Annotated in this window: 16 protein-coding genes; 12 read left to right on the forward strand and 4 right to left on the reverse strand. The window is 38.5% G+C overall.

What is annotated here, in order from left to right; genetic code table 11:
* Window positions 1-97: 97 nt before the first annotated feature.
* Window positions 98-604 (reverse strand): DUF2062 domain-containing protein, encoded by a 507-nt coding sequence (locus tag L659_RS0100290; RefSeq protein ID WP_007586895.1) that lies wholly within the window; start codon window positions 602-604, stop codon window positions 98-100.
* On the opposite strand from L659_RS0100290, the gene L659_RS0100295 reads away from it, so the two are divergent.
* Genes L659_RS0100295 through tcdA form a run of 7 tightly spaced genes read left to right on the forward strand, consistent with a single transcriptional unit; the run spans window position 584 to window position 8,045 of the window.
* The gene (locus L659_RS0100295) at window positions 584-2,851 is read left to right on the forward strand and encodes a DNA internalization-related competence protein ComEC/Rec2 (protein WP_024589194.1); all 2,268 of its coding nucleotides are present in this window, start codon (window positions 584-586) and stop codon (window positions 2,849-2,851) included. The genes L659_RS0100290 and L659_RS0100295 overlap by 21 nt on opposite strands.
* 60 nt (window positions 2,852-2,911) lie before the next feature.
* A complete protein-coding gene (gene msbA / locus L659_RS0100300) occupies window positions 2,912-4,657 on the forward strand; it encodes a lipid A export permease/ATP-binding protein MsbA (RefSeq protein WP_024589195.1) in 1,746 nt (581 codons plus the stop codon).
* Complete coding sequence (gene lpxK, locus L659_RS0100305) at window positions 4,654-5,634, forward strand: tetraacyldisaccharide 4'-kinase (protein WP_024589196.1); 981 nt, start codon at window positions 4,654-4,656, stop codon at window positions 5,632-5,634. The genes msbA and lpxK overlap by 4 nt, the downstream gene beginning before the upstream one ends.
* Window positions 5,624-5,821, forward strand: a complete 198-nt coding sequence (locus L659_RS0100310) for a Trm112 family protein (protein ID WP_002961789.1) — start codon at window positions 5,624-5,626, stop codon at window positions 5,819-5,821. Before lpxK ends, L659_RS0100310 begins: the two co-directional genes overlap by 11 nt.
* A complete protein-coding gene (kdsB, locus tag L659_RS0100315; protein WP_024589197.1) occupies window positions 5,809-6,570 on the forward strand; it encodes a 3-deoxy-manno-octulosonate cytidylyltransferase in 762 nt (253 codons plus the stop codon). Before L659_RS0100310 ends, kdsB begins: the two co-directional genes overlap by 13 nt.
* Complete coding sequence (locus tag L659_RS0100320) at window positions 6,567-7,247, forward strand: TIGR01621 family pseudouridine synthase (RefSeq protein ID WP_024589198.1); 681 nt, start codon at window positions 6,567-6,569, stop codon at window positions 7,245-7,247. Before kdsB ends, L659_RS0100320 begins: the two co-directional genes overlap by 4 nt.
* A complete protein-coding gene (tcdA, locus tag L659_RS0100325; RefSeq protein WP_024589199.1) occupies window positions 7,248-8,045 on the forward strand; it encodes a tRNA cyclic N6-threonylcarbamoyladenosine(37) synthase TcdA in 798 nt (265 codons plus the stop codon).
* Between the two features lie 6 nt (window positions 8,046-8,051).
* On the opposite strand, the gene L659_RS0100330 is transcribed toward tcdA, so the two are convergent.
* The 3 genes from L659_RS0100330 to L659_RS0100340 form a co-directional block, all read right to left on the reverse strand.
* Window positions 8,052-8,468: a SufE family protein gene (locus L659_RS0100330; protein WP_024589200.1), complete on the reverse strand. Its 417-nt coding sequence runs from the start codon at window positions 8,466-8,468 to the stop codon at window positions 8,052-8,054.
* A gap of 33 nt (window positions 8,469-8,501) precedes the next feature.
* Window positions 8,502-9,728 carry a SufS family cysteine desulfurase gene (locus L659_RS0100335; RefSeq protein ID WP_024589201.1) on the reverse strand — a complete coding sequence of 409 codons (1,227 nt, stop codon included), beginning with the start codon at window positions 9,726-9,728 and terminating at the stop codon, window positions 8,502-8,504.
* A 115-nt stretch (window positions 9,729-9,843) separates the two neighbouring features.
* Entirely contained in the window at window positions 9,844-11,130 is a 1,287-nt protein-coding gene (locus tag L659_RS0100340) for a citrate synthase (RefSeq protein WP_007586875.1), read from the reverse strand.
* A gap of 420 nt (window positions 11,131-11,550) precedes the next feature.
* On the opposite strand from L659_RS0100340, the gene sdhC reads away from it, so the two are divergent.
* The 5 genes from sdhC to sucA all read left to right on the forward strand — a co-directional run bounded on the left by sdhC (window position 11,551) and on the right by sucA (window position 17,680).
* Window positions 11,551-11,928 carry a succinate dehydrogenase, cytochrome b556 subunit gene (gene sdhC / locus L659_RS0100345; protein WP_076914908.1) on the forward strand — a complete coding sequence of 126 codons (378 nt, stop codon included), beginning with the start codon at window positions 11,551-11,553 and terminating at the stop codon, window positions 11,926-11,928.
* Complete coding sequence (sdhD, locus tag L659_RS0100350) at window positions 11,919-12,266, forward strand: succinate dehydrogenase, hydrophobic membrane anchor protein (protein WP_007586873.1); 348 nt, start codon at window positions 11,919-11,921, stop codon at window positions 12,264-12,266. Before sdhC ends, sdhD begins: the two co-directional genes overlap by 10 nt.
* Window positions 12,267-14,039, forward strand: a complete 1,773-nt coding sequence (gene sdhA, locus L659_RS0100355; RefSeq protein ID WP_007375750.1) for a succinate dehydrogenase flavoprotein subunit — start codon at window positions 12,267-12,269, stop codon at window positions 14,037-14,039.
* A 10-nt stretch (window positions 14,040-14,049) separates the two neighbouring features.
* A complete protein-coding gene (locus tag L659_RS0100360; RefSeq protein ID WP_007375751.1) occupies window positions 14,050-14,766 on the forward strand; it encodes a succinate dehydrogenase iron-sulfur subunit in 717 nt (238 codons plus the stop codon).
* A 94-nt stretch (window positions 14,767-14,860) separates the two neighbouring features.
* The gene (gene sucA / locus L659_RS0100365) at window positions 14,861-17,680 is read left to right on the forward strand and encodes a 2-oxoglutarate dehydrogenase E1 component (protein WP_010552673.1); all 2,820 of its coding nucleotides are present in this window, start codon (window positions 14,861-14,863) and stop codon (window positions 17,678-17,680) included.
* Window position 17,681 lies beyond the last annotated feature (1 nt).

Raw genomic sequence — 17,681 nt, forward strand, 5'->3', positions numbered from 1 at the left:
AAAACCAACTTAATAAAGTTGGTTTTTTTTCGTCTATAATATTTCATAAGATTAGGATTGCCATGAATCTTATAGTTATTATTTAGCTTTAACGCTACTAATTATTTCGCGATAACCATGCCTTTTTAACAGAACGGCGCCAAATAATATCAATACCAAAATAGCCGATAATTGATGCAATAGAAGCACATACTAACGAACCTAGTAAAAATGCAGGGCCAATAGTTTCTATGCTCTCTAGAAACCAAGACCAACTAGCTTCAAATACAAAGTGTTGCTCAGGCTGATTAAGTATTAATGTACCCACTAAGTATGAGCCATAAAAAATAGGTGGCATAGTTAGAGGGTTTGTAAGCCATACTAATGCAACTGAGATAGGTAAATTAACTCTAAATAATATAGCGCCGGCTGCTGCTAAAACCATTTGAAAAGGAACAGGGATGAAAGCAAAAAATAACCCGACTGCAAATGCACCTCGAGCAGAACGTCTATTTAAATGCCAAAGATTTGCATCTTGTAAAAGGCGTCCAAATATTCTTAGTGATTTATGATGTCTAATTTTATTTGGATCAGGTAAAAATCTTTGGATCGTTTTTTTAGCCATTTAAAGCAACCATTTACATCAGTGTGGATAAGTCTTGGGTTTGTAATTGGCTGTATAGCAACCGTATTTTATTATCAAACTCTCGAATTTACAGTATTCACAATTTTCATTGTTATAGTGAGCGCTTATTTTAAGCCGTTTTTAAATGTATTGTTAGGCTTTATTTGTGCAATTTGCTTCGTTGGTCTGCATTTTTACGTTTTTTATAGTTTTGAAATACCAAAACAGGATGAAAAGTATGCACTTGATTCTACATTAATTGTTGAAGAGGTTATTTCTGACAAAAAACCTCAATATATTAAAGTTAAAATAGTGGCATTAGAAGGGAGTTATTTTTCAGGTTTTAGAGCACCCAAGGCAATGCTCAGTGTTAATTCTGCACAGCCTTTAATAGTAGGTGATGAATTTTCTGCTTTAATTCATTTAAAACATTTTCGTAGTAATAAAAATTTTAATGTATTTGATAATGAACGTTATGCTTTTATAAGTAGAATATTATTTAAAGGTAAAGTGCTTAATAAAAATCTTAATATTATAAATAGCGACAAACAAAGCATAATTTTAGATTATCAGCACTTCCTTAAAAACACTTATACGGATACAAAATTACAGTGGCTCTATTATGCATTGCTTAGCGGTGAAAAATCGTTGATGAGCTACGCTGACAAACAATTAATGCAATCTCTTGGGCTAAGTCATTTACTTGCTATATCGGGGTTACATATTGGTTTGATTTTTAGCTTCGGTTATCTATTTACTCGATTCATTTTTGCAAAAATTAATTCTTCGATTGGGCAATCATTCAACCTGACTCTTTATTACAGTTCATGCGGATTTTTAGTAGCCTTGGTTTATGTGTACTTAAGTGACTTTTTAGTATCGGCAACGCGAGCGCTTATCATGCTGGGTTGTTATTTATTATTGTATTTTCTTGCTAAGCAGCCGCTGCGTTGGCGGAGCATTTTATTTGCCTTGGTTATTGTTCTTATTGTTAACCCATTTAATTTACTCAATCCAGGTCTCTACTTTTCATTTTTAGCTGTTGCTATCATTTTTACAGTTATTAATAAATTACCAATATTAAACACTCGCATAAAAAACAAAGTTATTTCACTGTTTGTTATTCAAATAGCGTTATTTATTGGTTTATTGCCACTTTCACTCTATTTTTTTAATGGGGTAAGTATTGCAGGTTTGATAATAAACTTAATTGCTATACCGCTGCTTTCAATCATTATCTTACCTTTTTTAATTGTTTTTACATTACTGAGTATTTTCTTAGATATAAGTATTTTAATAAACCTGTTTGATACAGGCTTATATGCGCTATTTAAATTGCTTAATGAAATACCAGAATCGTTAAGGTGGATAACGACTGGCAGAATTGACTCAATATTTGTCGTTTTTACTTATATTATTATGTTGATGGTTTATTTTCTTCCTTATAAATGGCTCGCTTTTATTCCAGCAATAACGCTTTTATTAAATTATTGGCTAACAGAAAAGTCTAAGTGGCAACTACATGTATTTGATGTTGGGCATGGACTTATGGCATTAATTGAAAAAGATAATCAAGTGCTTATTTATGATTTTGGCCCCAGTTATTTCAATCGCTTTAGCCGTACGCGAAGTATTTTATTGCCTTATATTAAAGCAAATAATTTAACAGTGAAAACGGCGATTCTAAGTCATGAAGATAATGATCACGCTGGAGGATTACAACATTTCATAGATGCTGGCTTTGGTGAAACATTACAACAATTTCATCCTAAAAATACACATAATGTATGTGAAGTCATAAACATTGATTTTGCTGGATTAAAAGTACAAAGCTTTAGTACAAAAGGGTTTGGAAATGAAAATGATGATTCATGCGTTGTTAGGGTATCAGATAATACCCATAGTGTGTTACTTACCGGTGATATATCAAAGGCGCGTGAAGCATCGCTATTAGCGGATAATACATCATTGAAAAGTACAGTAATGTTAAGCCCGCATCATGGCAGCGATACATCCTCAAGTGTTAATTTTATATATAACGTTGCTCCCCAAGTAGTCATTCATTCAAGTGCCTATAAAGGGCAATGGGAATTCCCCAAGCCTCTTGTCGTCGAACGTTATAACCAAATAAACGCTCAGCAATTTACGACAGGCGTTGAAGGGCAAATTAGTATTAAATTTTATGCAAAGAATTTGGCTATAGAAACAGCAAGAGGGCAGGAAAGTTACTGGTTTATCAAAGATTGACGTTTAGTTTTATCTCATCGGAGGATACAATACAGATTGTTACTGTATTTAGAGAGTGTTATGGATCAAAGTACTACACAAATTTATAAACGTCTTGTCTCATATGTTGGCACCTACAAAAGCGTCGCATTTGTCGCAATTATTGGGATGATAGGCTACTCAGCAATGGATGCTTTATTTATTCAATTAATGAAGCCGTTTATTGATCAAGGTTTGAACCAGCGTAATACAGACGTTTTAAAGTACGCTCCTTTTGTCGTTATCGCGTTAGTTCTAGGGCGTGGTGTTTTTAACTTTATGTCTTCTTACTGCTTAAGTTATGTAGGCTCCCAAGTTGTACGTTCTTTACGCCAAGAGTTATTTGAGCACATATTGCACTTACCCGTTTCTTTTCATGACAAAAACTCAACGGGAGATTTAATTTCAAAAATCACATTTGATACAGAACAAGTTCAACAAGCAATAACCAAAGCGTTGCTAATCGTGGTTCGAGAAGGTGCATTTGTTGTATTTTTACTTGCGGTAATGTTTTATACCAGCTGGAAATTATCACTGATATTTTTAGTGATCATCCCACTTGTTGCTATTATTGTCGCCGTCGTCTCTAAACGTTTTCGCCACATTTCTAAAAACATTCAATCTGCCATGGGGCAAGTTACCCGTAGCTCAGAACAAATGCTGAGCGGACATAAAGTTATTCATGGTTTTGGTGGTCAAGATCAAGAGATCAATCACTTCTCGAAAATTAATAATCATAATCGTCAGCAACGTATCAAAATGGACGCAACTAAAGCGCTTAGTGTGTCTATAATTCAAATTTTAGCGGCAAGTGCCATGGCAGTTATTTTGTGGGTGGTATCAATGCCCTCCATGATTGATACAATAAGCTCTGGTGATTTCATGGTATTAATTGCTTCAATGATGATGCTATTACGCCCACTAAAACAACTCGCCAATGTGAATAGTGATATGCAACGTGGTATCTCTGCCGCGCAAAGTATTTTTTTAGTGTTAGATGAAGAAATGGAAAAAGACACTGGCACCGTTTCAGTCGATAAAGTTAAAGGGTTAATTGAAGTTAAAAATGTAACCTTTAAGTACCCAACTAAAGATGAAGCCGTATTAAACGATTTGTCGCTAACGATTGAGGCAGGTGAAAGTATTGCCTTAGTAGGGCGCTCAGGCTCGGGTAAATCAACAATTTCTAATTTATTACCGCGCTACTATGACTTAGAGTTACCGAGTGAAATATTACTTGATGGTATAGCCCTGCAGGATTATAAATTAACTGATCTGCGTCGCCAATTTGCTTTAGTGTCTCAACAAGTTGTGTTATTTAACGATACGATTGCCAACAATATTTGTTATGGCATAAAGCACGATGTGTCTGTTGAAGAGTTAGAACAAGTTGCCAAACAAGCGCACGTGTGGGAATTTGTTAAAGACCTGCCAGAGCAATTAAACACCATGGTAGGTGAAAATGGGGTAATGCTCTCAGGTGGTCAACGCCAGCGTATAGCGATAGCACGTGCAATATTAAAAGACGCACCTATTTTGATTTTAGACGAGGCAACATCAGCACTTGATACCGAATCTGAAAAGCTTATTCAGCAAGCATTAGAAACGCTAATGAAAGATAAAACCTCAATTGTTATTGCGCATCGCTTATCTACTATCGAAAACAGTGACCGAATCTATGTTATTGATAATGGTCGTGTAATAGAAAGTGGCGATCACAATAGCTTATTAGCAAATGACGGTACTTATTCAGCCCTTTGCAAAATGCAGTTTGGTGATCAGGCGTGAGTAAAATAGAACAAAGCTGGTATAAACCATTTGGTCTAATTACTTTACTGTTATTACCATTAAGTGCTTTGTTTTGGGTTGTATCGTCATTTCGAAAATACTTATATAGCGCTAAAATACTTAAACCTTTTGAGTGCAAAACGCCTGTAATTGTAGTTGGCAATATAAGTGTTGGCGGTAATGGTAAAACGCCTTTTGTTTTGTGGCTGTATGGTCATTTAACAGAGCAAGGTTTATCAGTGGGAATTATTAGTAGAGGATATGGTGGGCAATCAGAAAATTACCCGCTGTTAGTTACTGGCCTTATAGGTGCTCAGCAGGCTGGAGATGAGCCCGTACTTTTATACCATCGTTTAAAGTGCCCAATAGCGGTTGGGCCTAATAGACAACACAATATCGATTTATTAGAAAAAAATTATACGCTTGATGTCATTATTTCTGATGATGGGATGCAGCATTATAAAATGCCTCGTAGCATTGAGTGTTGTATTGTTGATAGTGAACGCCGCTTTGGTAATGGTTTTGTTATGCCCGCAGGGCCACTACGCGAAACAACTAAACGCTTACAAAGTGTTGATATAGTAATTGAAAATGGCGGTGAGGCTAATAATAGCTACGTGCTGCAAGTAAGTAACCTTCGCTTAGTTAATTCAAGTGATGATGCAAAAAGTAACGTAAGCGAGGCACATGCAATAAGTGCAATTGGGAACCCTAAACGGTTTGAAAACTCATTAGAAGCACAAAATATTAAGCTATTGTCGACTCATCATTTTAGAGATCATTATGCTTATACAGCAGATGATTTTACCCAGTTTGGTGATGATTGCATTATAATGACCGAAAAAGACGCGGTTAAATGTAAGTCCTTTGCAAAACCTAATTGGTATTATCTACCTGTTGATGCAGAGCCTACCGATGGCGTAATAAACACATTAAATTCATTATTAAAAGAAAAAGGAATACTCAATGGCCTTTGATACAAAATTACTCGAGATAATTGCCTGCCCAGTTTGTAAGGGTAAATTACGCTTTGATAGAGAAAACAACGAACTAATTAGCACAGCAGCTAAGCTTGCTTACCCCGTTCAAGATGATATTCCAGTATTGCTTGAAAACGAAGCTCGTGAGTTATCTTTAGAAGAGGTTGAAAAGTGGAATTCGTAGTTGTAATTCCTGCACGTTTTGCATCAACCCGACTACCTGGTAAGCCGCTTGCTGATATTTGCGGTAAGCCAATGGTTCAACATGTTTACGAAAAAGCATGTTTATCAGGTGCAAGTAAAGTGGTTATAGCAACCGATCATCAAAAAGTGTTTGATGCAGTAAGTTTATTTACTAGTGATGTTGTAATGACTCGCGAAGATCACCAATCGGGTACTGAGCGTTTAGCCGAAGTAGTTGATTTACTTGATCTCGACAGCAATACAATTGTGGTTAATGTACAAGGCGATGAGCCCTTACTTGCGCCAGAAAATGTATCCCAAGTTGCTGCACTATTAAGTGATTCAACAGCACCAATGGCAACGTTAAGTGTTGCTATTGAAGAGCGTGATGAAGTATTTAATCCTAATGCCGTTAAAGTGGTTAGCGATATAAATAAAAATGCGCTGTATTTTTCTCGTGCAAGTATTCCGTTTGATAGAAGCACAATGATGAATGACAGCAGTGCTCTTAATTTAGCGCCATTTCAGCGCCACGTAGGTATTTATGCGTACAGAGCGGGTTTTATTAAACAATATATAGAATTGAGCGTATCGCCACTTGAGCTACTTGAATCGCTTGAGCAGTTACGTGTGTTGTATCATGGTTATAAAATCAAAATAGAGCAAGCTCAAATAGCACCCCATGCTGGAGTTGATACGCCCGATGACTTAGCTAAAGTGATAGCGCATATTAAAAGTACAAACGCGTGAGTGAACAAGTAAGTAAAATATTAAAAATCATTTTTACACATAACGATTTTTATATTTTAGAAAAGCCAGCGGGTCTTAATTTTCATTCAGAAGATGGTCCCGGCTTTGTTGTGTTAGCCGAACAACAATTAACGCAAAAGCTTTATGCCGTTCATCGTTTAGATAAAGTGACATCAGGGCTGATTATTTTAGCGCGAAACAAAGCCGCTGCGGCCAGCTTTACTGTTATGTTTACTGAGCATGCGATTGCTAAATTTTATTTAGCGATTAGTGACGCTAAACCAAAAAAGAAGCAGGGGTGGATTAAAGGCGATATGGCTAAATCTCGCCGTGGCTCGTTTAAGTTACTAACGAGTAAGCTTAACCCTGCAATCACCCGATTTTATTCGCTAAGCTATAAGCCTGGGTTTAGAGGGTATATTTTAAAACCTTACTCAGGAAAGACGCATCAATTAAGAGTGGCACTAAAAAGTGTTGGCTCACCTATTTTAGGCGATGCAATGTATGCAGGTACGTCTTCAAATCGTACCTATTTACATGCATATGCGTTGAGCTTTTTATGGCAAGGTGAACAAATACAGCTAACTTTATTACCCGATAATGGTGATGAGTATTTGGCGTTAATTAAACATCAAGATTTTCAAGCATGGCAATCGCCATGGCAACTGGATTGGTAAATGAGCGAAAAAGTTACAGATATACGTTTTGGCGGAATTAAGCGTTTGTATGGTCATCAACAATTTGATTGGCTTCAAGAAGCACACTTTTGTGTAGTAGGTATTGGTGGTGTAGGAAGCTGGGCGGCTGAAGCACTTGCACGTACTGGTGTTGGTAAAATAACATTGATTGATTTGGATGATATTTGCGCGACTAACGTCAATAGACAAATTCATGCGTTAACGGGCACTATTGGTCAAGCTAAAGTAGATGCAATGAAAGCGCGCTGCGAGCTTATTAATCCACAGTGCCAAGTTAATGTAATAGATGACTTTATTACGCTTGATAATATTCAAGAGCATATTCAAGGTTTTGATTATGTGATTGATTGTATTGATGCAGTTAAAGAAAAGGCAGCATTAATAGCGCATTGCAAACGTAATAAACTTCCTATAATTACTACCGGTGGTGCTGGCGGGCAAACAGATCCTAGCCAAATAACTTTTGGTGATGTAGCTAAAACTACGCAAGACCCATTACTTGCAAAAGTACGTTATATTTTGCGTAAGCAGTATAATTTTAGTAATAATCCTAAACGTAAGTTTAATATTGATTGTGTTTACTCAACAGAGCAATTGGTTTACCCAGGAAGCGATGGCAGCGTATGTCATGCTAAGCAAAGTGCTGATGGCTCGATGAATATGGATTGTAATAATGGTTTTGGATCTGTGACTATGATCACAGGAAGCTTCGGCTTTTTTGTTGCGGCAAAAGCGGTGCGTAAATATCTAGATAAAAAACAACGCTCGCAAGCTTAGTTTTTGCTAACTAAGCTTTTGTTGTGCCATGGTTTGTATTTTATCAACCATGGCTTTAATACCATTACCACGTGATGCGCTTAAGTGGCTTATAAGGCCGAGCTTTTCAAATTCTTCATACGCATTTTTATTCACTACTTGCTCTGGTGTGAGGCCATTGTAAAGCGCTAAAATAATGGCTAATAATCCTTTTACTATACGTGTATCTGAGTCACCAATTACAACAAGTGTATTTTCTGTTAAATCAAATTCAACAAACATCCATACTTTGCTTTCACAGCCTGGTACAAGTGCATCATCAGTCTTCAAAACATCAGCTAAAACAGGTAAATTTTTTCCTAAAAGCATTATCTCACGATATTTTTGCTGCCAAGCGGGCGCATTTTTTATAGATTCTGTGACTTTGTTAAACGTATTTGTCATGAGTTATCCTAATTAATTCTATTAAAGTGACGTTTAGTCCAGTAAAGCGATACATTTTTTAAGTGAATCAATGAATATATCTACATCTTCATAGGTATTATAAAAACAAAAGCTCGCTCTTAGCGTTCCATTAAGCCCTAAATGTGTCATTAATGGCTGTGTACAATGGTGTCCACTCCTTACTGCAACCCCGTACCCGTCAAGTAAAGTTGCCAAATCATAAGGATGTTCATCATTTAAGTTGAAGCAGAGTGTACCAATATTGTCAGATAGGTTGCTATATATTGTAATACCATCAACCTTTACCAATTTTTGAGCGGCATAACTAAACAATTTTTGCTCATATTGCTGGATTTTTGCGTGATCTAATTCATTTAAATAGTCTAATGCGGCACCAAAGCCTAAAACTCCAGAGATATTTGGTGTTCCAGTTTCAAATTTTGCAGGCGCAGGACGATAAGTACTGTGAGTTAAGTACACTTTATCGATCATTTCCCCACCTGATTGGTAAATCTCAAGGGTATTTAATTGCTCATATCGACCATAAAGCACACCTAATCCTGTTGGACCGAGCATTTTATGGCTTGAGCAGACATAAAAGTCACAGTTTAATTCACGTAAATCGGGTTTTAAATGCAGTGCACCTTGTGCACCATCGACTAAAACAAGAGAATTGACGTCTTTTGCAGCTCTAATTAGTGGTTTTAAATCGGTGATATTACCCAGTGTGTTAGATGCTTGTGTAATAGCTAATAGAGCAGGTTTTGTTTCTTTTATAAATTCACAGCATTCTTTGGTGTTCAGCGTGCCATTTTTATTTAGTGGAAGCGCTATTAATTTAGCACCCGTTTGTTGACTCACTATTTGCCAAGGCACTATGTTTGCATGATGCTCAAGCGGAGATATCATTATGGTATGACTTTCATTTAAGCGCTTTTTTAATCCGTTAGCGACCAAGTTAATGGCTTCTGTAGCGCCTTTAGTCCATACAATCTCTTTACTAAATACATTGAAATACTCTGCAGTTTTATCCCGTATTTGTTCATATGAATAAGTTGCTTGCTCGCTAAGTGTATGGCGTCCACGGTGTACATTAGCGTTTTGAAACGTATAGAATTCAGTAATTGTATCTATAACTGATTGAGGCTTTTGTGAGGTTGCTGCTGAGTCTAAATAAACAAGCGGGCAGCCGTTTATTGTTTGATTTAATGTTGGGAAGTCATTTCTAATTTTATTTATATCAAACTTTAAAGCAAGCATGGCTCATCTACATAGTGTTTTTAAGGCAGGAATTGTAATCGGTTTATGATAATTCTCAAGTGTTGTTAATAAAAAAGGCCGCAAAATGCGGCCTTTTTAAACTAACCAACGTTAATTAACGCTTGTCAGTTGATACGTAGTCACGTTGAGTGTAACCAGTATAAAGTTGACGAGGACGGCTGATCTTATGACCAGGTTGAGATAGCATCTCATCCCAGTGCGTGATCCAACCAACAGTACGTGCCATTGCAAAGATTACAGTGAACATGCTTGTTGGAATACCAATCGCTTTTAAGATAATACCAGAGTAGAAATCTACATTAGGGTATAGTTTTTTCTCTACAAAGTACGGGTCTTCAAGCGCTATTTGCTCAAGCTTCATAGCAATATCAAGAAGTGGATCTTGGATATTCAGCTCAGCTAAAACTTCGTGACACGTTTGACGCATTACTGTAGCGCGTGGGTCAAAGTTTTTGTAAACACGGTGTCCAAAGCCCATAAGGCGGAACGGGTCAGCTTTATCTTTAGCTTTAGCTACGTATTCATCAATACGGTCAACAGAGCCAATCTCTTCTAACATGTTTAAACATGCTTCATTAGCGCCGCCGTGAGCAGGTCCCCATAAAGATGCAATACCAGCTGCAATACATGCATACGGGTTAGCACCAGATGAACCAGCAAGACGAACTGTTGAAGTTGATGCATTTTGTTCATGATCTGCATGAAGCATAAAGATTTTATCCATCGCTTTTGCAGTTACTGGATTAACTTTATATTCTTCAGCAGGTACAGAGAACATCATGTGTAAGAAGTTTTCTGCGTAGCTTAAATCGTTACGTGGGTATACAAACGGTTGGCCGATATTTGTTTTATAAGCCATTGCCGCGATTGTTGGTAACTTAGCAACAAGCTTAACTGCGCTTGTTTTACGTTGTTCAGCATCAGTAATATCAAGGTCTTCATGATAGAAAGATGATAATGCACCTACTACGCCACAAAGCATTGCCATTGGGTGAGCGTCAAAGCGGAAACCTTGGAAAAAGTTAGCAATCTTCTCGTCAAGCATAGTGCTTGTAGTGATTTCATTCTTAAAAACTTCATATTGTTCTTTAGAAGGTAACTCACCATTTAAAAGTAAGTAACAAAGTTCAATGTAATTTGAGTCTTCAGCTAATTGCTCAATTGGGTAACCACGGTGAAGTAGTACACCTTTACCACCATCAATATAGGTGATTGCAGATTCACAAGAACCAGTCGACATGAAACCTGGGTCATAAGTAAAGTGACCGTGTGAACCTAACGTACGTACGTCGATTACATCTTGGCCAGCAGTGCCTTGATAAATTGGAAGTTCGATTGGATCTAGTCCATCAATTTGGACTGTGGCTTTTTTATCTGCCATCGTTATGTATCTCCTATTAAGATATCTATTCTGATTTTTAGATTTTAAAGTTCTGAAATCTGTTTTAAGCACATCTTCTCATTTTAACGTGAAAGAGGGGGTTAAAGTCAATTTTTATAAACATTATGCATATATGTATAATAAATATTCGGTATTAATTAAATATAATACTATTGGCTAATTCGCAAACATCTCTAAATAAACAAGAATTGTAAAAAGCCTTGTGGGTATATATACTAACGGTGGTTTTAAACCGTATTGTATTTGGGTAAACATATTCTTAACAGCTTAAAATTTACAGGTTTGTGAACTTTAATTGTTTTGGTACGTTTATTTTGATAGTTCCATCAGTAATATTTGGTGGGTTTTTAGAAAAACAAGTAGATGAGCTCCACTGTGAGCAAAGATGGGCAAGTAACTGTGAAAAAGCAAAGACCTGTAAATCTAGATCTAACAACTATATCTATGCCGGCAACGGCTAAAGCTTCAATTTTTCACCGCGTCACCGGTGTTGCATTATTTTTTGCTTTAACGTTTGTCATTTGGGCTTGGTCTGAGTCTCTCTCTTCAGCTGAAAGTTTTGAATTCGTCAAGGGTCTGTTTAACGGATTCATTGCCAAATTTATAGCTTGGGGCACTGTTTCTGTATTAGGTTATCACCTTATTGGTGGTATCCGTCATATGATTATGGATATGGGACATTGGGAAGAACTTGAATCAGGTAACCTCAGCGCTAAAGTTTCAATGGCTCTTGGTGTTGTGTTTGCCGTATTGGCAGGGGTGTGGATATGGTTTTAAATCAAGCAACTCTAAAACGTGATGGTGTACAAGATTTCGTATCTTTACGTACCACGGCATTAATAATCAGCGCTTACGCGATTTTTATTATCGGCTATTTTTTAGCGACGCCAGAAGTCACTTTCGAAGCCTGGACAGGCCTCTTCTCTAACCTAGCAATGAAAGGGTTTACGTTAATTACCCTTGTTTGCATTATGGTTCATACCCGCATTGGCCTTTGGCAAGTTCTTACAGACTATGTTAAGTGCGCAAAGCTTCGTGCAGTTTTAGGTTTTGTATTAAACCTAATGGCCGTTGCTTACGTAGCTATTGGTCTAATCGTATTATGGGGTGTTTAAGTGAAATATTCTGTTCGTGAATTTGACGCCGTAGTAATTGGTGCAGGTGGTGCAGGTATGCGCGCTGCTTTAGCAATTACAGAATCTGGCAAAACGTGTGCATTAATATCTAAAGTATTTCCAACGCGCTCACACACTGTATCTGCTCAAGGCGGTATTACGGTTGCGCTTGGTAATTCACACGAAGATAACTGGGAATGGCATATGTACGATACCGTTAAAGGTTCCGATTTTATCGGTGACCAAGACGCTATTGAATACATGTGTCAAACTGGCCCAGAAGCTATTACCGAATTAGAAAACATGGGTTTACCATTTTCTCGTTTTGAAAATGGCCGTGTTTACCAACGTCCTTTCGGTGGTCAATCGAAAAACTTTGGTGGTGAACAAGCCGCACGTACTGCAGCAGCTGCTGACCGTACTGGTCATGCTTTATTACACCTTCTATATCAACAAAACGTTAAAAACAAAACAAATGTATTCTCTGAATGGTATGCACTTGATTTAGTTAAAAACGATAATGGTGATGTAGTAGGGTGTACTGCAATTGAGATTGAGACAGGTGAAGTTACCTTCTTCAAATCTAAAGCTGTTGTATTAGCTACTGGTGGTGCAGGTCGTATATTCGCATCAACCACTAATGCTCACATTAACACTGGTGACGGTGTTGGTATGGCAACACGTGCTGGTATTTCTATGCAAGACATGGAAATGTGGCAGTTCCACCCAACGGGTATCGCAGGTGCTGGTACGCTAGTAACTGAAGGTTGTCGTGGTGAAGGCGGTTATCTTTTAAATAAAGATGGCGAACGCTTCATGGAACGTTACGCACCAAACGCAAAAGACTTAGCGTCTCGCGACGTTGTTGCACGTTCAATGATGACTGAAATCCGTGAAGGTCGTGGTTGTGATGGTCCTTGGGGTCCACATCTTAAGTTAAAACTTGACCATTTGGGTGAAGAAACACTTAACTTACGTCTTCCAGGCGTATGTGATCTTGCTAAAACATTTGCTCACGTTGACCCTGCAAAAGAGCCAATTCCAGTAATTCCAACTTGTCATTATATGATGGGTGGTGTTCCTACTAATGTAAATGGACAAGCGCTACAAATCGATGCTCAAGGCAACGAAACAGTAGTTCAAGGTTTATTTGCAGTAGGTGAGATTGCATGTGTATCTGTACACGGTGCAAACCGCTTAGGTGGTAACTCATTACTTGATTTAGTTGTGTTTGGTCGTGCTGCGGGTAACTTCTTAGGTAAGTACCTAAATGACGTTGAAATATCTAAAGCTGCTTCAGAATCAGACTTAGAAGCGTCTCTTGCACGTTACAATCGTTGGGAAAATTCAACGGCTGGCCAAGGTGAAGATCCAGTTCAAATCAAAAAAGACCTACAACAATGTATGCAGCTTAACTTCTCGGTATTCCGTGAAGGTGACTCAATGGCTGCAGGTCTTCAAGAACTTAAAGAAATTCGCGAACGTCTGCAACATGCTCGTCTTGATGATAAATCATCAGACTTCAATACGCAGCGTATCGAATGTCTTGAACTAGACAACTTAATGGAAACAGCTTACTCAACTGCAGTAGCTGCAAACTTCCGTACAGAAAGCCGTGGTGCACATTCTCGCTTTGACTACCCAGATCGTGATGACGAAAACTGGTTATGTCACTCAGTATTCAATCCTGTAACGGATGAAATGAGTAAGCGTGATGTAAACTATGCGCCTAAAACGCGTGAAGCTTTCCCACCTAAAGCACGTGTTTACTAGGAGATAGACGATGGCACAAGTACAATTTTCAGTTTATCGTTATAATCCAGATGTTGACAACGCTCCTCGTATGCAAGAATACACCTTGCAAACAGAGGAAGGTCACGACATGATGGTGTTGGATGCACTTATTCTTCTAAAAGAACAAGATCCTACATTATCTTTCCGTCGTTCATGCCGTGAAGGTGTGTGTGGATCTGATGGTGTTAACATGAATGGTAAAAATGGTTTAGCATGTATTACTCCTTTATCTACGCTACAAAAAAATGGCAAAGGTAAAATCGTAGTACGTCCATTACCAGGTTTACCTGTGGTTCGTGACCTTGTTATTGACATGAGTCAGTTCTACACTCAGTACGAAAAAGTTAAACCTTATTTAATTAATGATCAGCCTGCAGCAGGCGAACGTCTTCAAACTATTGAAGAACGTGATAAATTAGATGGGCTTTATGAGTGTATTTTGTGTGCATGTTGTTCAACATCGTGTCCTTCGTTCTGGTGGAATCCAGACAAGTTCATTGGTCCAGCAGGTCTTCTTCATGCTTATCGTTTCTTGGCTGATAGCCGAGATACAGCAACTGAAGAACGTTTAGCGGATTTAGACGATGCGTTCAGTGTGTTCCGTTGTCACAGTATCATGAACTGTGTTAGCGTTTGTCCTAAGGGTCTTAATCCGACCAAAGCAATTGGACAAATCAAATCTATGTTACTAAACCGAGCGGTTTGATAGCTTAGTAAAGGTAAGATGGCTAATATTAAATTATATTAGCCATCTTGTTATAATAACTATTAATTTCTGCGCTAAAAAAAAGGGCTTATAAATGCACGAAGGTGTGATGAAGGCATGGCTAGAATCTTCACATTTAAACGGCGGCAACGTTGCTTATGTAGAAGAGCTTTATGAAGCGTATTTAGACGATGCGACTTCTGTGCCAGACGAATGGCGAGAAGTGTTTGAACAATTACCTAAAGTTGATGGTGTGGATGTTGAAGTAAAACATTCAGAGGTTCGAGCACAGTTTGCACAGCTTGCAAAAAACAAGCATAGAGAAGTAGTGGTAGCAGAGGGTAGTGGCGGTGACCTTAAACAGGTTAAAGTTCTACAACTTATTAATGCTTTCCGTTTTCGTGGGCACCAAAATGCAAACCTAGATCCATTAGGTATTTGGCAACGAGAGCGTGTACGAGATTTAGAGCTAGAGTACCACGACCTATCTTCAAGTGATTTTGACCGCGAGTTTAACGTAGGATCGTTTGCCGTAGGGCGCGATACTATGCCTTTAGGTGAACTATACCAAGCACTAAAAACTACATATTGTGGTTCAATTGGCGCTGAGTATATGCACATCACATCAACAGAAGAAAAACGTTGGTTACAACAACGTCTAGAATCTGTCCAGTCTAGGCCTAAATTCTCAAAAGATGAAAAGCTACGTATCCTTAAAGGGCTTACTGCAGCAGATGGTCTAGAAAAATATTTAGGGTCTAAGTTCCCTGGTGCTAAGCGCTTTTCACTTGAAGGTGGCGATGCGTTAGTTCCAATGCTTAAAGAGCTTATTCACCGCGCTGGTGAAAGCGGCCAACAAGAAGCTGTTATTGGTATGGCTCACCGTGGTCGTTTAAACGTTTTAGTTAATGTACTTGGTAAAAATCCATCAGAATTATTTGATGAATTTGCTGGTATACATAAAGAAACGTTAGGTTCTGGTGATGTTAAATATCACATGGGTTATTCGTCTGACTTTGCTACCAAAGGTGGCAATGTACACATGGCGCTTGCGTTTAACCCATCTCACCTAGAAATCGTAAACCCTGTTGTAATGGGCTCTGTGCGTGGTCGTCTCGACCGTTTAGGTGATAAATCAGGCATTAAAGCACTACCTATTACCATCCATGGTGATTCTGCTATTGCTGGACAAGGTGTTGTTCAAGAAACGTTTAACATGTCACAAACTAATGCGTTTAGTTGTGGTGGTAGTATTCGTATTGTTGTCAACAACCAAGTTGGTTTTACAACCTCTAAGCAAGATGACGTTCGCTCAACGCCATACTGTACTGACATTGCTAAAATGGTTCAGTCTCCAATATTCCATGTTAATTCTGATGATCCTGAAGCCGTTGCATTTGTTACTCAACTCGCTCTTGATTTTAGAAATCAGTTTAAGCGTGACGTAGTAATTGATTTAGTTTGTTACCGTCGCCATGGTCACAATGAAGCTGATGAGCCTAATGCAACTCAGCCTGTCATGTACCAAAAAATTAAAAAGCATCCAGTGCCGCGTTTAATCTATGCAGACCAACTTATTGCTGAAGGCTCTTTTTCTGAACAAGAAGTTAAAGCCTTAGCCGATGAGTACCGTGATGCACTAGATGAAGGCAGCTGTGTTGTTTCAGAAATACAGCCAGAGACGTCGCATTCTTCTGAGTGGGCCAAATATATTGGTCATGAATGGAATGTTGACTACGATGCTAGCGTATCTGTAGAGAAGCTTAAAGCTCTTGGTGAGAAAGTAGCTTCTTACCCAGAACAACATAAAGCTCAATCTCGCGTTAAAAAGATTTATGACGATCGTAAGCTAATGGCCACAGGTGAAAAACCACTTGATTGGGGTATGGCAGAGACTCTTGCCTATGCAACAATTGCGTCTGAAGGTACTGACATTCGTTTAACAGGACAAGACACAGGTCGAGGAACATTCTTTCATCGTCATGCTGTTGTTCATGGTCAATCTGATGGTACAACTTACACTCCTTTAGAGCATTTAAGTGAAGATCAAGGCACATTTGAAGTCTTTGATTCTGTTTTATCTGAGGAAGCTGTCGTTGCGTTCGAATATGGATATGCTACCGCTGAACCTAAGTCTCTCGTAATATGGGAAGCGCAATTTGGTGACTTCGCCAATGGTGCACAAGTTGTATTTGACCAGTTCTTAAGTTCTGGTGAGCAAAAGTGGGGCCGTTTATGTGGGCTTACAATTTTGTTACCTCATGGCTACGAAGGTCAAGGTCCTGAACATAGTTCAGCGCGCTTAGAGCGTTTCTTGCAACTATGTGCTGATCACAACATGCAAGTGTGTGTTCCTTCAACGCCGGCGCAAGTTTACGCTATGCTTCGTCGTCAGTCAGTTCGACCACTTCGTCGTCCTCTGATTGTTATGACGCCTAAGTCGCTACTTCGTCACCCGCTTGCAACTTCATCACTTGAAGAGCTTTCACACGGTGTTTACCATAATATGATCGACGAAGTTGATGATATTAACCCTGAGAAAGTAGAGCGCGTTGTATTTTGTAGCGGTAAAGTTTACTACGAGTTACTACAAGAGCGTCGTAAGCTTGAGCAAGATAATATTGCAATTGTACGTGTTGAACAGTTATACCCGTTCCCACACGATGAAATGCAAACAATTATAGAGCGCTACCAACACGTAACTGATTTTGTATGGTGTCAAGAAGAGCCACAAAACCAAGGTGCATGGTACTGTTCACAACATCACTTTATTGATGCAATCCCACAAGGTGCTAAATTAAAATATGCAGGACGTAAAGCGTCTGCATCACCAGCGTGTGGTTACATGTCAGTACATACTAAAGAACAACAAGCGCTCGTTGCCGACGCGCTTACTATAGAAAATAAAGGATAAG

The sequence above is a fragment of the Pseudoalteromonas sp. S8-8 genome (assembly GCF_000497875.1).
GTDB classification, from domain to species: Bacteria; Pseudomonadota; Gammaproteobacteria; order Enterobacterales; family Alteromonadaceae; genus Pseudoalteromonas; species Pseudoalteromonas arctica.